This is a genomic window from Paraburkholderia solisilvae (assembly GCF_902859875.1).
GTDB classification, from domain to species: domain Bacteria; phylum Pseudomonadota; class Gammaproteobacteria; order Burkholderiales; family Burkholderiaceae; genus Paraburkholderia; species Paraburkholderia solisilvae.
The window spans coordinates 53,159-72,083 of record NZ_CADIKF010000003.1 but is presented as its reverse complement, the minus strand read 5'-3'; the positions used below and the strand labels follow the sequence as shown (position 1 = coordinate 72,083).

At 65.4% G+C, this 18,925-nt stretch carries 12 protein-coding genes; 4 read left to right on the top strand and 8 right to left on the bottom strand.

The annotated features are described in order from the left end of the window. Positions 1-238: 238 nt before the first annotated feature. The gene (galU, locus tag HV675_RS03015; RefSeq protein ID WP_175109279.1) at positions 239-1,120 is read right to left on the bottom strand and encodes a UTP--glucose-1-phosphate uridylyltransferase GalU; all 882 of its coding nucleotides are present in this window, start codon (positions 1,118-1,120) and stop codon (positions 239-241) included. A 112-nt stretch (positions 1,121-1,232) separates the two neighbouring features. Then, positions 1,233-4,100, bottom strand: coding sequence for a valine--tRNA ligase (locus HV675_RS03010; RefSeq protein WP_175109278.1), 2,868 nt, complete (start codon positions 4,098-4,100; stop codon positions 1,233-1,235). Between the two features lie 349 nt (positions 4,101-4,449). On the opposite strand from HV675_RS03010, the gene HV675_RS03005 reads away from it, so the two are divergent. Continuing rightward, the gene (locus HV675_RS03005) at positions 4,450-6,807 is read left to right on the top strand and encodes a UvrD-helicase domain-containing protein (RefSeq protein ID WP_175109423.1); all 2,358 of its coding nucleotides are present in this window, start codon (positions 4,450-4,452) and stop codon (positions 6,805-6,807) included. Positions 6,808-6,896: 89 nt separating this feature from the next. Beyond that, positions 6,897-7,631, top strand: a complete 735-nt coding sequence (locus tag HV675_RS03000; protein ID WP_246270084.1) for a 5'-methylthioadenosine/adenosylhomocysteine nucleosidase — start codon at positions 6,897-6,899, stop codon at positions 7,629-7,631. Positions 7,632-7,745: 114 nt separating this feature from the next. Here the strand turns inward: HV675_RS03000 and HV675_RS02995 are convergent, their stop codons facing one another. From HV675_RS02995 to HV675_RS02980, 4 genes are all read right to left on the bottom strand, one after another. Further along, positions 7,746-9,689 carry a propionate--CoA ligase gene (locus HV675_RS02995; protein WP_175109276.1) on the bottom strand — a complete coding sequence of 648 codons (1,944 nt, stop codon included), beginning with the start codon at positions 9,687-9,689 and terminating at the stop codon, positions 7,746-7,748. A 185-nt stretch (positions 9,690-9,874) separates the two neighbouring features. Then, positions 9,875-11,158 carry a type II toxin-antitoxin system HipA family toxin gene (locus tag HV675_RS02990; RefSeq protein ID WP_175109275.1) on the bottom strand — a complete coding sequence of 428 codons (1,284 nt, stop codon included), beginning with the start codon at positions 11,156-11,158 and terminating at the stop codon, positions 9,875-9,877. Beyond that, complete coding sequence (locus HV675_RS02985; protein WP_175109274.1) at positions 11,145-11,420, bottom strand: helix-turn-helix domain-containing protein; 276 nt, start codon at positions 11,418-11,420, stop codon at positions 11,145-11,147. Before HV675_RS02985 ends, HV675_RS02990 begins: the two co-directional genes overlap by 14 nt. Positions 11,421-11,660: 240 nt before the next feature. Beyond that, positions 11,661-12,908, bottom strand: coding sequence for an MFS transporter (locus tag HV675_RS02980; protein ID WP_246270076.1), 1,248 nt, complete (start codon positions 12,906-12,908; stop codon positions 11,661-11,663). Positions 12,909-13,305: 397 nt separating this feature from the next. Here HV675_RS02980 and HV675_RS02975 point away from each other — a divergent pair, with 397 nt between their 5' ends. After that, complete coding sequence (locus HV675_RS02975) at positions 13,306-14,898, top strand: methyl-accepting chemotaxis protein (RefSeq protein ID WP_175109273.1); 1,593 nt, start codon at positions 13,306-13,308, stop codon at positions 14,896-14,898. A gap of 177 nt (positions 14,899-15,075) precedes the next feature. Here HV675_RS02975 and HV675_RS02970 read toward each other — a convergent pair whose 3' ends face one another. Further along, positions 15,076-16,296 carry an MFS transporter gene (locus tag HV675_RS02970; RefSeq protein WP_175109272.1) on the bottom strand — a complete coding sequence of 407 codons (1,221 nt, stop codon included), beginning with the start codon at positions 16,294-16,296 and terminating at the stop codon, positions 15,076-15,078. Positions 16,297-16,849: 553 nt separating this feature from the next. On the opposite strand from HV675_RS02970, the gene HV675_RS02965 reads away from it, so the two are divergent. Then, complete coding sequence (locus tag HV675_RS02965) at positions 16,850-17,599, top strand: SDR family NAD(P)-dependent oxidoreductase (RefSeq protein ID WP_175109271.1); 750 nt, start codon at positions 16,850-16,852, stop codon at positions 17,597-17,599. A 209-nt stretch (positions 17,600-17,808) separates the two neighbouring features. On the opposite strand, the gene gluQRS is transcribed toward HV675_RS02965, so the two are convergent. Next, positions 17,809-18,840: a tRNA glutamyl-Q(34) synthetase GluQRS gene (gene gluQRS / locus HV675_RS02960; RefSeq protein WP_175109270.1), complete on the bottom strand. Its 1,032-nt coding sequence runs from the start codon at positions 18,838-18,840 to the stop codon at positions 17,809-17,811. Between the last annotated feature and the right edge of the window lie 85 nt (positions 18,841-18,925).

Genomic DNA, 18,925 nt, shown 5'->3' with positions numbered 1-18,925 from the left:
TCAATGAACGCGTCTTTAACTCACGCGTGCCACCGTGGGCGAGTGGCGTATTCGTGGACGCGACTTTTCGCGGGCCCACAACGCAAAAGGCGCGATGTCTGTGGATCCAGGCATCGCGCCTTTTGATTTAAGCTGCTGCTCTTGCTACCGCAGCGTTACCGCACTGCTATCGCGCGGCCACTGCATTGCCGCGTCGTGCGATGACGGTGTTCCGCCACCGCACAACCACAGCGCACCTTCAGCCCTCCAGCACCGGCGAACGCGTACGCAAATACTGCTCGAAATCGGCCGCCACTTCCGGATGGCGCAGCGCGAATTCGACGGTTGCCTTCAGATAGCCGAGCTTGCTGCCGCAGTCGAAACGCGTGCCGTGATACTTGTACGCGAGCACCTGCTCGTCGTTGAGCAGCGACTGGATCGCGTCGGTCAGCTGCAGCTCGCCGCCGGCGCCCGGCTTCAGTGCGCGGATATGTTCGAAGATGCGCGGCTTCAGCACATAGCGGCCGACCACGCCGAGATTGGACGGCGCATTTTCCGGCGCCGGCTTCTCGACGATGCCAGACATCTTGATGATCGCGTCTTCCCATTCCTTGCCGTCGACGATGCCGTACGACTTCGTCTCGTCGTGCGGAATCTCTTCGACGCCGATCACCGAGCTGTGATAGTGGTCGAACACCTCGATCATCTGCGTCATGACCGGCGGCGTGCCGTACAGCAGGTCGTCCGCGAGAATTACCGCGAACGGGTTGTCGCCGACCAGCTTCTCCGCGCACAGCACCGCATGGCCGAGGCCGAGCGCTTCCGGCTGGCGCACATAGAAGCAGTCGACATGGCTCGGCTTGATGCTGCGCACGAGTTCGAGCAGCTTCGACTTGCCGCGCGCTTCGAGCTCCGCCTCGATCTCATACGATTTATCGAAGTGGTCTTCGATCGCGCGCTTGCTGCGGCCGGTCACGAAGATCATTTCGGTGATGCCGGCGGCCATCGCTTCTTCGACTGCGTACTGGATCAGCGGCTTGTCGACGATCGGCAGCATTTCCTTCGGACTGGCTTTGGTGGCCGGGAGGAACCGTGTGCCAAGACCTGCTACCGGAAAAACTGCTTTTGTAACTTTTAGCATGCGTGTTACCCCTGGTAATTGGTTGGCCTTGCAGTGGGCCGTTCGGTGGTCGGCCATGCCGCGTTGCGGATCGACCTCATCCGTCGACGCGGCGCGGGTGGCGCGGCGTCGATCAGGCCGGCAGGCGCGTCAGTTGCGCCGTCAGCTTGCCGATAGCAGTCTGGTATTCTGCCAGCCTTTTCTGCTCCTGCTCAACCACGGCGGCCGGTGCCCTCGCAACGAAGCTCTCGTTCTGCAGCTTGGCGTTGCACTTCGACACTTCGCCGTTCAATCTCGCAATCTCTTTCGACAGGCGCTCCCGTTCGGCGGCGATATCGATCTCCACCTTCAGGACCAGCTTGTCATTGCCTACGATAGCAATCGGCGCGCCATGCGCGTCCTGGTCCAGTTGCGCCTCGTCGGCGATGATGCGCACTTCCGACAGCCGCGCAAGCGCCTGCGCATAGGGCGCGAACGTATTCAGCCGCCCGGCGTTGCCGGTCGCGAGCAGCGGCACTCTGGTCGCCGGCGACAGGTTCATCTCGCCGCGCAGGTTGCGGCACGCGTCGATCACGGCCTTCAGGTCGGCGGCCCACTGTTCGGCGGACTCGTCGATCTTTTTCGGTTCCGCAACCGGATACGGCTGCACCATGATCGACGCTTCGCCTTGCGCGGCACCTTCCGGGTACGCGTCGGTGAGCGGCGCCACCTTTTGCCACAGCGCTTCGGTAATGAACGGAATCACCGGATGCAGCAGGCGCAGCACCGCTTCGAGCACGCGCAACAGCGTGCGGCGCGTCGCGCGCTGCTGTTCCGGCGTGCCGGTCTGCAACTGCACCTTGGCCAGCTCCAGGTACCAGTCACAGTATTCGTCCCACACGAACTTATATAGGGCATTCGCCACATTGTCGAAACGATAGTCGGCGAACCCCTTCGCGACATCGGCCTCGACCCGCTGCAGCAGCGATACGATCCAGCGGTCGGCCTGCGAGAAATCGGTGTAGCCGCCCGGGCCGCAGTCGCCCGGCGCACAGGCGCCGGGCTTGGAAAAGCCGCAGTCGTGGCCTTCGCAGTTCATCAGCACGAAGCGCGTTGCGTTCCACAGCTTGTTGCAGAAGTTGCGATAGCCTTCGCAGCGCGCGAGGTCGAAGTTGACGTTGCGGCCGAGCGTCGCCATCGACGCCATCGTGAAGCGCAACGCGTCGGTGCCGAACGCGGGAATGCCGTCCGGAAACTCCTTGCGGGTTTTCTTTTCGATGGTCGCGGCGCTCTTCGGATTCATCAGGCCGGTCGTGCGTTTCGCGACCAGCGCGTCGAGCGCGATGCCATCGACGATGTCGAGCGGATCGAGCGTGTTGCCCTTGCTCTTCGACATCTTCTGGCCTTCGTGATCGCGCACGAGGCCGTGCACGTAGACCGTGTGGAACGGCACCTGACCGGTGAAGTGGGTGGTCATCATGACCATCCGCGCGACCCAGAAGAAAATGATGTCGAAGCCGGTGACAAGCACCGACGACGGCAGAAACGCCTTCAGCTCGGGCGTTTGCGCCGGCCAGCCGAGCGACGAGAACGGCACGAGCGCCGACGAGAACCAGGTGTCGAGCACGTCCTGGTCGCGCGTGAGCGGCCCGTTATAGCCTTGCTGCGCGGCCTTCTCGCGCGCGCCTTCGGCGGTCTTCGCGACGAACACTTCGCCGTTTTCGCCGTACCACGCGGGAATCTGATGGCCCCACCACAACTGCCGCGAGATGCACCAGTCCTGGATGTTCTCGAGCCACTGGTAGTAGGTGGTGGTCCAGTTTTCCGGCACGAATCGGATCTCGCCGTTGCGCACCACATCGAGCGCGGCTTCGGCGATCGACTTGCCCGGATTGAACGTGCCTTCGGGCGCGGGCTTGCTCATCGCGACGAACCACTGGTCGGTCAGCATCGGTTCGATCACGACATTGGTGCGATCGCCGCGCGGCACCATCAGCTTGTGTGGCTTCACCGATTCGAGCAGGCCGAGCTTGTCGAGGTCTTCGACCACGCGCTTTCTCGCCTCGAAGCGGTCGAGCCCGCGGTACGCGTGCGGTGCGTTGTCGTTGATCTTCGCGTCGAGCGTCAGGATTTCGATTTGCGGCAACTGGTGGCGCTGGCCGACCTGATAGTCGTTGAAGTCGTGCGCGGGCGTTACCTTGACGACGCCGGTGCCGAATTCGCGGTCTACATAGTCGTCGGCAATGACCGGAATGTCGCGGTCCGCGAGCGGCAGCTTCACGGTCTTGCCGATCAAATGTGCGTAGCGCTCGTCTTCCGGATGCACCATCACCGCGACGTCGCCGAGCATCGTTTCCGGGCGCGTGGTAGCGACCGTCAGATGGCCGGAGCCGTCCGCGAGCGGGTACTGGATATGCCACAGATGGCCGTTTTCCTCTTCGCTGACCACTTCGAGGTCGGACACCGCGGTGAGCAGCACCGGGTCCCAGTTGACGAGGCGCTTGCCGCGATAGATGAGCCCTTGCTCATAGAGACGCACGAATACGTCGGCCACCGCGGCCGACATCTTGTCGTCCATCGTGAAGTATTCGCGCGACCAGTCGATCGATGCACCGAGGCGCCGCACCTGGTTCGTGATGGTCGAGCCGGATTCCTGCTTCCATGCCCACACGCGCTCGACGAACTTCTCGCGGCCGAGGTCGTGGCGCGACACCTTCTGCGCATCGAGCTGCCGCTCGACGACGATCTGCGTCGCGATGCCCGCGTGGTCGGTGCCCGGCACCCACAGCGTGTTCTCGCCGAGCATGCGGTGGTAGCGCGTGAGGCCGTCCATGATCGTCTGGTTGAACGCGTGGCCCATATGCAGCGTGCCGGTGACGTTCGGCGGCGGCAACTGGATCGAGAAATTGGGGCGGCCGGGCTGCATCGCGGGCGCGGCGTAGCCGCGTTGTTCCCATTTGGGGCCCCATTCGGCCTCGATGGTGTGGGGCTCGAAGCTTTTGGCCAGCGTGCTGTCGCTCATTGTGGAAGTCTGCCGAAAAATGCGTGAAGAGAGGCTCGAAACCTCGAATTATAAAGGGTGCGCGCTCCGGCGGCCCTTCGGCCGGAGGTTCGAGCGGCGATTCGGCCGACGGCGCGCGTGCGGCAGGCGCGACTTATAATGGCGGACCGCTTGCCGCCGCCGCCTTGTTTGCCGCTCGCGCGCGGCATGCCGCGCGGCGTATGCGTTGGCCCACGCGTTGGCCTATGTGTCGGTCCATGCGTCAGCCCATGCGTCAGCGGCTCGCGTCGCGCCGCTGTCTGTCGTGTCTCCCGCGTCCTGCTTTCTCATGGCGCTTTTGCGTGATTTCCGCCGTCTTGCCCATCCCGACATGCCCGATCTGCTCGCGAACCTGAATCCCGAACAACTTGCCGCCGTCACGTTGCCGAACGAACCGGCGCTCATTCTGGCGGGCGCCGGCAGCGGCAAGACCCGCGTGCTGATCACGCGTATCGCGTGGTTGATCCAGCACGGCTACGCGTCGCCGCCGACGGTGCTGGCGGTGACGTTTACGAACAAGGCCGCGCGCGAGATGATGGCGCGCCTGTCGGCGCTCATGCCGATCGATACGCGCGGCATGTGGATCGGCACGTTCCACGGCCTGTGCAACCGCATGCTGCGCGCGCATTTTCGCGACGCGGGCCTGCCGCAGACCTTCCAGATTCTCGACACCGCGGACCAGCTGTCGGCGATCAAGCGGCTGATGAAAGGCCTCAATATCGACGACGAAAAATATCCGCCGAAGAACCTGCAGTACTTCATCAACAACGCGAAGGAGCAGGGGCTGCGGCCGAAGGACGTCGACGCGACCGACACCTTCAACCGCAAGTTCGTCGAGCTGTATGAAGCATACGAGCAGCAATGCCAGCGCGAAGGCGTGGTCGATTTTCCGGAACTGCTGCTGCGCTGTTATGAGCTGCTGGCGCACAATGCGCCGCTGCGCGCGCACTACCAGGCGCGTTTCCGGCAGATTCTCGTCGACGAGTTCCAGGACACCAACAAGCTGCAGTACGCGTGGCTCAAGCTGCTCGCGGGCGAGCACAACGCGATTTTCGCGGTCGGCGACGACGACCAGTCCATTTACGCGTTCCGCGGCGCGAACGTCGGCAACATGCGCGACTTCGAGGATGAGTTCAAGGTCCGCAATCTGATCAAGCTCGAGCAGAACTACCGCTCGCACGGCCATATTCTCGACGCGGCCAACCAGCTGATCGCGCACAACGCGCGGCGGCTCGGCAAGAATCTGCGCACCGACGCGGGGCACGGCGAGCCGGTGCGTGTGTACGAGGCGGCGACCGATACGCAGGAAGCGGCGTGGATTGTCGAGGAGATTCGCGCGCTGATCCACACCGGCCTGTCGCGCGGCGAAATCGCGGTGCTGTACCGGAGCAATGCGCAGTCGCGCGCGATCGAGCACACGCTTGTGAACGTCGGCATTCCGTACCGCGTGTACGGCGGCCTGCGCTTTTTCGAGCGCCAGGAAGTGAAGCACGCGCTCGCGTATCTGCGCCTGATCGATAACCCGAACGACGATACCGCGTTCGCGCGCGTGGTGAATTTCCCGGTGCGCGGCATCGGCGCGCGCTCGATCGAGCAGCTTGCCGACGCGGCGCGTCTCTACAACTGTTCGCTGGCCGCGGCGATTCCGTACGTGACCGGCAAGGCCGGTTCGAGCCTCGGCGCGTTCGCCACACTCGTCGCGAAGCTGCGCGCCGAAACGCAGCAGATGAGCCTGCCGGAAACGGTCGAGCATGTCGTGCGCGGCAGCGGCCTCGCGGATTTTTACGAGAACGAGCGCGAAGGGCAGGACCGTCTCGAGAATTTGCAGGAACTCGTCAACGCGGCGGCCGCGTTCGTCAGCGAGGAAGGCTACGGGCTCGGCACGCCCGCGCGCTCGATCCCGCTGCGCCCGGGCGCGACGGCGGCGCCGGAACTCGCGGACGGTCTGGACGATCCGGCCAATGTCGTGTTCGACCCGGCGGGCCCCGCGGACCCCGCGCAGAATCCCGACACGATGACGCCGCTTGCGGGTTTCCTGTCGCACGCGTCGCTCGAGGCGGGCGACAACCAGGCGCAAGCCGGCCAGGACGCGGTGCAGTTGATGACCGTGCATTCGGCGAAGGGGCTTGAATTTACCGCGGTGTTTATCACCGGTCTCGAAGAGGGGCTGTTCCCGCACGAGAACAGTGCGATGGAAAGCGACGGCCTCGAGGAAGAGCGGCGCCTGATGTATGTCGCGATCACGCGGGCGAAGGAGCGGCTCTATCTGTCGTTCGCGCAGAGCCGGATGCTGCATGGCCAGACGCGCTACAACGTGCGCAGCCGGTTTTTCGACGAACTTCCGCAAGAAACGCTAAAGTGGCTCACGCCGAAGGTCGAAGCCGGCGCACGCTGGGGCGGCCGTTCGGACAACGCGGGCTGGGGACGCGACTGGTTCGGTCGCTCGGGCCGCGAAAAGAGCTACGACGACGGCGCATCGGCCGCCGCGCTGCCGGCCTTCGCGAACGAGCAGCGCGCGGCCGAAAGCGGCTTTCGCGTGGGGCAGCAGGTGTTCCACACGAAGTTCGGCGAAGGCACGATCACCGCGCTCGAAGGCGGCGGCGTCGACGGCAAGGCCCAGGTGAAATTCAAGCGGCACGGCGAGAAGTGGCTGGCGCTCGCGGTCGCGAAACTACAGGCGGTGGAATGAGCGAAGCGAAGGATGCGGTAACGAAGCAACCGCTCGCGCGTGATGCACGCGCAAGCGGGGTCACGGCAGGCGTCCGTCCGCTCGGCGTGATGGCGGCGCTGCCCGAAGAACTCGGCGATCTCGTCGCCGCGATGGGCGCCGAAGGCGAGGTGCGCACCGTCGCGCACGGGCAGCGCGACTATCACATCGGCACCGTGCACGGCACCCCGTGCGTCGTCACGCTCGCGCGGATCGGCAAGGTCGCCGCCGCCGCAACCGTCAGCGCGCTGATTCACGCATTCGATGTCGAGGCAGTCGTGTTTACCGGCGTGGCCGGCGGCGTCGGGCGCGACGTGCGGATCGGCGATATCGTCGTCGCGCATTCGCTGGTGCAGCACGATCTCGACGCATCGCCGCTTTTTCCGCGCTTCGAAGTGCCGCTGCTCGGCATCGCGCGTTTCGACGCCGATGCCGCGCTCGCTGCGCAGCTGGCCGCCGCTTGCGATGACTTCATCGCGCAGGAGGGCGGCGCGCTGGCCGAGCGTTTCCGGACCGCGCAGCCGCGCGTTCATCGCGGTCTCGTGATTAGCGGCGATCAGTTCATCGCGAGTGCGGCGGCGGTCAATGCGCTGCGCGCGGCGCTGCCCGATGCGCTGGCGGTGGAAATGGAAGGCGCCGCGATCGCGCAGGTGTGCTACGAGTACGGCGTGCCGTGCGCGATCGTGCGCACCGTTTCGGATACCGCGGATGTGCACGCGCCAGCGTCGTTCTCGACGTTTCTGGTCGAGATCGCCGGCACGTATTCGAGCGGGATTTTGCGGCGCTTCCTGCAAGCGCGCGGTTGAGTTTGCGGTAGACGCTCGCGGGCCGGTCCTGCCGGCGAGCGCCGCGCTGTTCGTGCGCCGTGAGGCGCAGCGAGTCGTCACAGCGAGTCACAGTGACTCATAGCGCCAACGAGGCTAGCGCATCTGCGCGACCCGTAGCGCGTCGCGAATCTGCTGCAGCGCCGCCGGATCTTCGATGGTCGGCAGATCGCCCGGATCGCGGCCCTCGGCGAGCGCCGCGATCGCGCGGCGCAGCAGCTTGCCGGAGCGCGTCTTCGGCAGCATCGCGACGACGTGCACGCGCGCCGGCCGCGCAATCGCTCCCAACTGCCGGTCCACCGTCGCCGCAAGGTCCGCTTCGAGCGCCGCGCGTGCATCGCCGGACGCATAGCGGTCCGCATCGCGCAGCACGGTGAACGCCAGCGCGACCTGTCCTTTGAGCGCGTCCGTCACGCCCACCACCGCGACCTCCGCCACTGCGTGGTGGCCCGATAGCGCTTCTTCGATTTCGCGTGTGCCGAGCCGATGGCCGGCGATGTTGATCACGTCGTCGGTGCGGCCGAGAATCGTCACGTAGCCGTTGTCGTCCTGCACGCCCCAGTCGAAGGTCGAGTAGACCAGTTCGCCTGACTCGCCGTTCGATGCGCTGTTCGTCCCGCCGTTAGTTCCGCTTTTCGCCCAATAAGTGCTGACAAAGCGCGCATCGTCGCCCCATACAGTCGACATGCAGCCCGGCGGCAGCGGATACGCGAGCGTGAGCACACCTTTCTCGCCCGGCGCGCACGGCTCGCCGGTTATTTCATCGCGCAGCGTCACGTCGTAGCCGTAGACCGGCACGCCCGGCGAACCGGGTTTCGGCGGCAACGCTTCGACGCCACGCTGGATCGCGAGAATCGGCCAGCCCGTTTCGGTTTGCCAGTAGTTGTCGACGACCGGCTTGCCGAGCGACTGTGCCGCCCACGTCGCGGTCGGCTCGTCGAGCGGCTCGCCGGCGAGAAAGAGCGTCCGCAGGCTCGACAGATCGGCCTGCTTCATCAGCGCGGGGTCCTGTTTCTTCAGCACGCGCAATGCGGTCGGCGCGGTGAACATCAGGTTGATCCGGTGTTGCTCGACGAGCCGCCACCAGATGCCGCCGTCCGGGCGAATCGGCATGCCTTCGTACATCACGGTGGTGAGGCCCGCGATCAGCGGCGCATAGATGATGTAGCTGTGCCCGACCACCCAGCCGATATCGGAGGCGGTGAACATCGTGTCGCCCGGGCGGCCTTCGAAGATGTACTCCATCGATGTGGCGAGCGCGACCGCGTAGCCGCCGACGTCGCGCTGCACGCCCTTCGGACGGCCGGTGGTGCCGGACGTGTACAGCACGTACGACGGTTCGTTCGATTCGAGCCACTCGCACGGCACGTGCGCATCGAAGAACTGCTCGCGCAACGGCTCGTAGTCGATCAGATACGGCGCGTTGAGTTTCTCCGGCGTCAGTTGCCGGTCGATCAGCAGCACGTGCGGCGTCTTGTGCGCGGCGCGCGACAGGGCTTCGTCGATTAGCGGCGCATAGTCGATCACCTTGCCGCCGCGCGCGCCCGCATCGGCGGTGACGATCAGCGCCGGCTTCGCGTCGTCGATGCGCGCGGCGAGGTTCGGCGCTGCGAAGCCGCCGAACACGACGGAATGAATCGCACCGAGACGCGCGCATGCGAGCATCGCGAACGCCGCTTCCGGAATCATCGGCAGATAGATCAGCACGCGCTCGCCGCGCGCGACGCCGAGCGAGCGCATCACCGCGGCCATGCGGTTCACTTCCGCATGCATCTCCGCATACGTATAGCGGCGCTCGATGCCGATCTCCGTCGATACGTAGATCAACGCGTCCTGCTGCGCGCGTTGCGCGAGATGGCGGTCGATCGCGTTGTGGCACAGATTGGTCCGCCCGCCGACGAACCAGCGCGCGAACGGCGGGTTCGAGCGGTCGAGCACCGTATCGAACGGCGTATGCCAATGGATGCGCGCGGCCTCGTCGCGCCAGAATTCATCGGGCGCTTCGATCGAACGGCGGTGGAATTCGCGGTAGCGGTTCATCGGCGGCGGTCCTTTGGGCTTGCGTCTGAAGGTCAGCGGAGCTCGGTCGAACGATGATGCGGCGCACGCAATCGGCGTGCCGATGTGGCGTTGAGCACAGCATAGAGCAGGCGCGAACGCGCGGACAACGCGGGTTCACCATGACGCCGCGTAGTGAAAAGAGCTTCCCGGACGGGCGCCGCCGCTTATGACGATGGCGTTTTTTCGGCGGTCTTGCCGGCTGGCCGGATGAAAACCTTGGGCGGTTCCATGGAGACGCGCCCCGCATCCCATTCGGCGCGCATCGTCCCCACGAAGTCTTGCGGCATTGCCGCCCCTTCATCGGCGAGCGTGGCGGACATGGCATCGGCGATACGTTCGATGACGGCGCCTGGATTGCCCACATGGCAAACGTTGCGGCCAAATTCCAGCAACGCTTCGCGCATCGGATACGAGACGGACTTGTTCATTTTCAGCGCCATTGTCCGATCGGTGTGTTCCACGCCCGTCTTCTGGTTCTCGTAGCGGTACACGGTCGTGGTGACCACGTCGAACAGCGGCGCAAGACGCGGCGGTTGCGCGGCGTGCGGGTGTTCGTAAAGCATCCCGAAGTTCTTCAGGTGAGCATCGCCGTTGCGCACCATCACCGACAGCGCGAGGTACTCGAAAAAGCGTGTGCGGCTTTCGTCGGTGTTCTCGCCGCAATAGGCGACGATTGCTTTCGCGATATGTTCGTAACTGCCGCTGTATTTGAAGTTCGGATCGGAGTGGTTTTTGCCCATCAGGACCGCCATGTCCTCGAAGCCCAATTGCCGGTCTTCGTCGACGTCGAAGCGTTCCATGACGAAAAGGCTTTGATCGTCCGAAAGCCAGAACCTGGGGACCTGAATTCCCGCGCGCTTCGCCGCGCTCATGCACAGATACTCGTTGACCGGCAGCTGCGGATAGTCGTCTCCGGCCGCCTTGAGAATCAGACTCGGCGTGGTTGCCGTGGTCTTCTCTCCGACCGGGCCGGGTTCGGGCTTATCCGCGTCCGGAATCATCACTTTCGGCTGGAAACCCGAAATGCCGGATTCGAGATACGTGGTCACCAGATGTTCGAACAGTCCGGTCTGGCTGCCTGTTCTGAGCAAGGCCGCAAGGCCGACCTCCGCCTTCTTGCCGTGCCTTGCCGCACCGGGTACGGCGTACCTCAACCTCCCGATCTGATTGCTGCCGGTGATCGCGAGCAGCGCCATGTGATCGAGCGATACGTGCCTGAACGCACGCCGGATCCGTTCGAGCAGAAATCCTTCCGGCAGGTTCATCGAGAATGCCGGCAACATCGGCGTAGCCGCGTACGTCTCCGCGCGCAGCGGCATGGTGAGCGACACCTCGCGGGCAACGTCCCGGGTGGCGTAGCCGAAGACGTGGCGCGACTCCTTGGTCAGGGTGCCGGCCATGCCCTGCGGCGTGTTCACCGACAGTTCGCGCACCCTATTCGTCGTCATTGAACATCTCCGCAAGCTGGTCGAAGTCCGGCCGGGCCGAAACAATCGACAGACCTTTCTCGAGTACCGCAAGCGCCGCGAGCACATGATGCAGCCCGACGTTCTGCCCCGACTCCAGCTGCGTGATCGTGAAACGGGTCACACCGGCCTTTTGCGCGACCCGCAACTGCGTCAGGCCGCGGGCCTTCCGCTCGCGGCGGAACGTCTTGCCGAAGTCGGCAGCCAGCAGGAGGGCGGCGAAGCGGGGATTGACGTTTGCCATGACTGATATTTCTGTCATTTTCCGTGATTTGTCGCTTGAATGTAGGAAATAACAGTCATTGCGTCAAGGTTTGTTCGTCGGCAAACGTGGGCAGATGGTGACTGAAATATCCAACATTTTGCTCAAATTAAAAATAAATGTAAGTTATATCAGTCATTATGATGGCGCGATCAAGGCTGAGGCGCAATAAAAAAGGCGCCGCAACCGCGGCGCCTCTGGCGAAGGCGAGCGACCGTGTGATCAGCCCTTCGCGTGCCTGCCTTCAATATTCGGCAGGAACACCGTCAGGATGCCGAGCAGCGGCAGGAACGAGCAGACCTTGTACACATACGCGATGCTGGTCGCGTCCGCGAGCTGGCCGAGCACCGCCGCGCCGACGCCGCCCAGACCGAACGCGAAGCCGAAAAAGAGCCCCGCGACCATGCCGACCTTGCCCGGAATCAGTTCCTGCGCGTAGACGAGAATCGCCGAGAACGCGGACGCGAGCACGACGCCGATCAGCACCGTCAGCACGCCGGTCCAGAACAGGTTCGCATACGGCAGCAGCAGCGTGAACGGCGCGACGCCGAGAATCGACACCCAGATCACATACTTGCGGCCGATCCGGTCGCCGATCGGACCGCCGATCACGGTGCCCGCCGCGACGGCCGCAAGGAACACGAACAGATGGATCTGCGCGGCCTGCACCGGCAGGTGGAACTTGTCGATCAGATAGAACGTGAAGTAACTATTGATGCTCGCCAGATAGAAATACTTCGAGAACACCAGCATCACGAGCACGCTCATCGCGAACGCGACCTTGCCGCGCGATAGCGTCGGGTGCGCGACGCTCGCGCGCGTCTTCTTCGTCGCCGGATGCTGCTTGTACCAGCGGCTCACCTGCGCCAGCACGAGCATGCCGACCAGCGCCGCGAGCGAGAACCACGCGATGCTGCGCTGGCCGTGCGGGATCACGACCAGCGCGGCAAGCAGCGGACCGAGCGACGTGCCCGCGTTGCCGCCCACCTGGAACAGCGACTGCGCGAGGCCGTGGCGGCCGCCCGAGGCCATCCGCGCGACGCGCGACGATTCGGGGTGAAAGACCGACGAGCCGCAGCCGACCAGCGCCGCTGCGATCAGCAGGATGCCGAAGTTCGGCGCGACCGACATCAGCAGCAGCCCGGCGAGCGTGAAGCCCATGCCGACCGGCAGCGAATACGGCTTCGGATGCTTGTCCGTATAGATGCCGATGAGCGGTTGCAGCAGCGACGCGGTGATCTGATAGGTCAGCGTGATCAGGCCGATCTGCGCAAACGACAGCGAGAAATTCGCCTTCAGCATCGGGTAGATCGCGAGGATCAACGACTGGATCATGTCGTTCATCAGATGCGAGAAGCTGATCGCGCCGAGGATCGAATAGACGGTCTGCGGCACCCTGGCGGCGCTTGCGGCGGCGGATGCACCAGCGGTTGCGCCGGCGAGGGCGCGCTTGTCGAGGCTTGTTTCCATGGGGGGACTGGGTGAGGTGGGCTAAACGGCTTGCGCCGGACTCCCCGGCGAAAGATCGTATGCGATGAATTGTAATGTGGCGTGAGTCAGTTGTCCCGCCAAGTTTTGTCGCGAATCGGACAAGACCGACCCTGATTTCGGCGCGGTTGGACGCGTCGCGTTGCAGCGGTGCGACGCGGCGTGGCGGGCCGCCGGCAGCGGCAGGTGCGGGCATCCGAGGGCTGACCCGATGATTTTGGCCGGGTATAACACCGCTCGCGCGGCCCATGACGCCGCGTGCGAGGACGATGGCCGCAGCGGAAACTTAAAGAACGCCGACGATGCTGCCGTTGACCTGTAATGAGTTGAAAGGCTGCCGGAGCTGACCGTTCCAGTAGTTCGATTCGGGGGAAGACCTATGAAAACAGTTGCGCTGAGGGGGCGGCCGCGCGCGCGGCTGTCCGTGAAGGGGACCTTGCGGCTTGCATTCGCGGTGCTGCTGATCGGCACGCTCGCGATCGGCGTGTTCGCGCTGACACAGATCAGCCGTCTGAACGACTCGACGCAATCGATCTACGAGCAGGGCTACATCGCCAATCGCGCGGCCGAGGAAGCGCGCGGCGAAATGCTGCGCGCAAGCCGCGCGCAGAAAATGCTGCTCACCGCCACCACCGCGAAGGAGCGCGAAGAGCTCGGCGCGGATATCGACAAATCGATCGCGTCGCTCAACGCGCAGCTCGCGACGCTGCAGCAATATGCGCGCGCGCCTGAAGCGGCCGGCCAGCAGCAGAAATTCAGCGCGGCCGTGAGCGCGTGGAGCGGGCATCTGCGCGACTTCGTGAAGCTCGTGCAGGCACAGCCGCTCGACCTGTCGCAGATGAACTGGCAGGTCGGCATGCAGGACGTGTCGCTGCTCGTCGAAACCGGCAAGCTCGAGAAGCTCGTCGACGGCCTCGTCGCGCAGCAAGGCGCCGCCGCGAAAGCGACGATCGGCGCGTCCACGTTTATCTTCCAGTCGTCATTCGTGATGATCGCGGCCGCGACGCTCGCGCTGATCGTGCTGGCGTTTGTGATCAGCGAGTGGGTGGTGCGGCGTCTCGCGCGGCAACTGGGCGGCGAGCCGGTGTACGCGAAGGAGATCGCGAGCCGTATCGCCGCGGGCGACCTGTCCAATGGCATTGCGCTGCGCAAGCGCGATACGTCGAGCATGCTGTTCGCGTTGCACGACATGCAGCAGGGGCTGTCGACGACGGTCGCCGATATCGCCGCGAGCGCCGAGGCGATCGCGTCCGCGTCCGGCGAAATCTCGATGGGCAACCTCGACCTGTCGCAGCGCACCGAGCAGCAGGCGCTGGCGCTCGAGCGCACCGCGAGCAGCATGGAGGAACTGACGTCGACCGTGCGGCAGAACGCGGACAACGCAAAGCAGGCGCGCACGCTCGCGGACAATGCGTCGTCGATTGCGCAGCAGGGCGGCGACGTGGTCGGCCGCCTCGTCGCGACGATGAACGATATCAACGACAGCGCGAAGAGTATCGGCGACATCATCGGCGTGATCGAAGGGATCGCGTTTCAGACCAATATCCTCGCGCTGAATGCCGCGGTCGAAGCCGCCCGCGCGGGCGAGGACGGCCGCGGCTTCTCGGTGGTCGCGGGCGAGGTGCGCAATCTCGCGCAGCGCAGCGCGTCGGCCGCGAAAGAGATCAAGACGCTGATCAGCGCATCGGTCGAGCGCGCGGGCAGCGGCTCGCAGCTCGCGCAGAACGCCGGGCTGACGATGGATGACGTCGTGAAGGCGGTCAAGCGCGTGACCGACATCATGGGTGAAATCTCCGCCGCGTCGGCCGAGCAGAGCTCGGGTATCGAGGAGATCAATCTCGCGGTATCGCAAATGGATGCGGGCACGCAGCAGAACGCGGCGCTCGTCGAACAGGCGACCGCGGCCGCGAAGTCGCTCGACGATCAGGCGCGCGCACTGAAGCAGATGGTGGGCCGGTTCAGGCTGGCCTGACGTTCGACGCCGCCGCCTGATAGACGATGCATCGACGCGCTTTGGCACAGGACGTCGGCCATAGCGCTTCGTCCTGCGCCGTCGCCGCGCTTGCCCCGCGCGCCCGCGCTCGCACGGTGACACCCGCGCAGCGCGCGACTCCGTGCAAACTTCGCTCACACGGCGGGCGGTCCGGCCTTAACGCGCATCCTGCCGCACGCTGCTCGCGTGCGGCGTGCGCTGCCGATCGGGCAGCCAGCACACCGCGAACGCGATGATCGTCGCGCCGCCACCGAGCGCGCACACGCCCAGCCACGCCCAATGTGCCCATACGACAGTGGATAGCGGCGAGAACACCGCTGCGCCGGCGAACGCGCCGAGCATGTAGAGCGTCGTCACGCGGCTGCCGATTTCTCTGCCGAGCCGATAGATGCGCGCCTGGTTCGACACGTGCGACGCGGTGCCGCCGAGGTCGAGCAGGATCACGCCGATCACGAGACCCCACAGCGCGTGACTGAGCAGCACGAACACCAGCCACGCGGCGAGCATGATGCCGGTGCCCAGACGCACCGCGAAGATCGGTCCGCGCCGGTCGGCGAGCTTGCCGACGAGCGGCGCGGCGAGTGTGCCGCCCAGGCCGATCACGCCGAACAGTCCCGCGACGTAGCTCGGCAGCCGGAACAGCGGCGACTCCAGATAGAACGCGAGCGTCACCCACAGCACGTTGAACGCGCCGAACAGGAGCCCTTGCGACAGCATCGCGCGGCGCACATCGCGCTGCTGCATGAACACGGGCCACAGCGAGCCGAGCAGGCCGCGATACGTGAGCTGGGTATTGGGCCGCGTACCGCGCGTCATCCGGTAGAACAGCACGCTCATCCCGAGCATGCCGAGCGCCGCGAACCAGTAGATCGCATTCCACGAAACGTAGTAGCCGACATAGCCGCTCGCGGTGCGCGCGAGCAGTACGCCGCCGAACAGGCCGCGCGCGATGATGCCGGTCACGTGGCCGCGCTGGTCGGCCGGCGTCAGCTTCGCGGCGAACGGCGGCAGCAGGTACGGCGTGACCGTCGTGAGGCCTAGCAGCGCGCTCGATCCGCGCAACATGCCGACCGACTGCGACGCGCCGATCAGCACGAGCGCCAGCACTTGCGCGAGCGCCAGCGCGACGATCAGCTTGCGTTCATCGACGATATCGCCGAGCGGCACGAACAGCACAATGCCGAATGCGATGCCGATCTGCGTGAGCATCGGCAGAATGCCGATCGACGCGTCGGAAATATGGAACGCGCGGCCGATGGTCGGTAGCAGCGGTTGCACGTAGTACGCGCTTGCGACGGAAAGCCCGCACATCACGGCGAGCATCATCAGTGTCACGCGCGGCAGTGCCGCTTCGCTGTTCGAGACTGCGGAGTTCATCTAACCGTGTTCCGTAAAGAAGCCAATCGGCGTTTGCGCGTCCTGCAATCGAATCGCACGCCGATACATCGGCAAGTCGCGTTGCATATGACGCCGATTGTCCCACCCGTCTATTTTTCGCGCGGCGGGCACGGCACGCGCGCGACCGATGCCGACGATTCGATGACACGTTGTGCGTATGGTCGAGCTGGGGCTGGGTCGCGAGTTGCCCGGTGTGGTGGTGCACAGCGGCGTTGAGGAGGCCTATCGTCGGCGCGAGGGTCAGTGCGGATGGCTTCAATCCGGCTTACATCGAGTCGACGTTCGCCTGCGGGACATCTCGTGCGGCGTCAGGGTGCTTCGCTCCGCGATGTGGTACTTCGCATCGCATCGCGTCGTGCGAGCCGCCGTCTTGTGCGTCGTGCCGGATGCGCAAGCGTGGCCGGCGCGCTTCGCTTAGGATGGAAGCCAGTCAGCCGGCGCGCTTGCGCGATCTCACCTGTGCACCGGCTGTTTCATCGAAACCATTGCGGCGCGCGTGAGACGTCGAGGCGCCGCCTGAACGGAGCGGATCATGGCAGGAAACAGCAACGCAGGCGACGCGAAGCTCGCGTGGGTCGTGGGCGTCGGCGCATTGCAAGGCACCGGCGCGGCGGTCGCGCGGCGCTTTGCGAAGGAGGGCATGGTCGCAGTGGTCACCGGCCGCTCGCCCGAGCAGCTCGCGCATGTCGTGCGCGCGATCGAAGCGGATGGCGGCGCTGCGCTCGCGGCGCCGGGCGACGTGACGAAGGAGCGCGACATCATCGATATTCTGTCGCGCATCGAAACGCTCGGCACGCTCGAAGTCGGCGTGTACAACGCCGGCAATGCGCGCTGGGCGCCGGCGCTCGAACTCGACAGCGCGAGCTTCGAAGACACGTGGCGCGTCGGCTGCCTCGGCGGCTTCATGTTCGGCAGGGAAGTGGTGCGCGCGATGCTGCCGCGCGGCCGCGGCACCATTCTGTTTACCGGCGCGACCGCATCGTTGCGCGGGCGGCCGAGCTTTGCGGCGTTTTCGGCCGCGAAGGCGGGGCTGCGTATGGTCAGCCAGTCGCTTGCGCGCGAGTTTCAGCCGGCCGGCATTCATGTCGCGCATGTGGTGATCGACGGCTCGATTCGCGGCGAAAAGATTCTGACGAGACTGCCGGAACTCGCGGAGAAGAAAGGCCCGGACGGCTTGCTGGATATCGACGCGATTGCCGATGCGTACTGGTATCTGCATCAGCAGCATCGCTCCGCGTGGACGCACGAGCTCGACGTCCGGCCGTTTGCGGAGAGTTTTTGACGGGTGGATTGAATCGCGAGCTGCGGCGCATGCGCGGGCTCGCGCAAGTGCGGATGGCGGTCGTCACCGTGCCGCTTGTCGTTGCGGCATGGGCCTCGCGATGACGTCAGGCGGCGGTGTTCGCTTGTGCCGGGCGTTTTTGGTGCGCTGACAGTGCTTGCCGTCTTTGTCGGTCGTGTCGCCGGGCGATCACCCGACGTCGCGAGGCGTCACCGCACGTGCAATGCGTCGATGCGCTGCGCCCACGCCGTCGTGGCCGCCGCATGGAACGCGTCGAGCGAGGTCGGTGCGCCGTCGCGAGGCATCGCGAGTCCCAGATGGCGTGCCGCCGCATACAGCGCATCGAGCGGCCGGCTCGCATCGAGCGCCTGCGCGCCGGTCTGCTTGCTGAGCTTTTCGCCGGCCTGGTTGACGACGACCGGCACATGCAGATACGACGGCGTCGGCACACCGAGGCAGCGCTGCAGATAGATTTGCCGCGCGGTCGAATCGAGCAGGTCCGCGCCGCGCACGATATGCGTGATGTCCGCATCGGCATCGTCGACTACCGCCGCAAGTTGATACGCCCATTGGCCGTCCGCGCGATACAGCACGAAGTCGCCGACTTCGGTCGCGAGGTTCTGGCTTTGCGGGCCTTGCCAGCGGTCGTCGAAACGGATGATCGAGGCGTCGTCGGTCGCGACCGGGTCAGCCGTGGCAGCGGTCGCGGCGGCAACAGCGGCCGCGCTGCCGGCCGCCGCGTGGTTCGCCGTACCGCGTGCTGGCTGGATCGCGGCGCCGTTCGCCGCCGGCGTCGCGCTTTCTGCCGCGCTGTCCGGAACACGCAAGCGCCACGCGCGCGGCGTCTTGCCATGCAGACCGTTGCGGCAGGTGCCCGGATACGCGAGTGTCGTGTGCCGCACATGCGCGTGCACCAGCGAATCGGCGATTTCCTTGCGCGTGCAGCCGCATGGATAGACGAGACCCGTCGCCTGCAATTGCGCAAACGCCTGCTCGTAGCGCGCGGTGCGGCGGCTTTGCCAGACCGGCGGTTCGTCCGCGCGCATGCCGAAACGTTCGAGCGTCGCGAGGATATCGTCCGCCGCGCCCGGCACGGTGCGAGGCCCGTCGATGTCGTCGATGCGCACGAGCCAGCGGCCGTGATGCGCGCGCGCATCGAGCCAGCTCGCGAGCGCGCTGACAAGCGAGCCGATATGCAGCGGCCCGGTGGGCGATGGCGCGAAGCGTCCGCGGTAGGTCATGGCTGCCGGCGCCTCCTTAGTGACGCCTTCGCGACGTCCGGGTAACGGCTGAGTAACGACGTGTCAAGCGTGTCAAGCGTGGCGA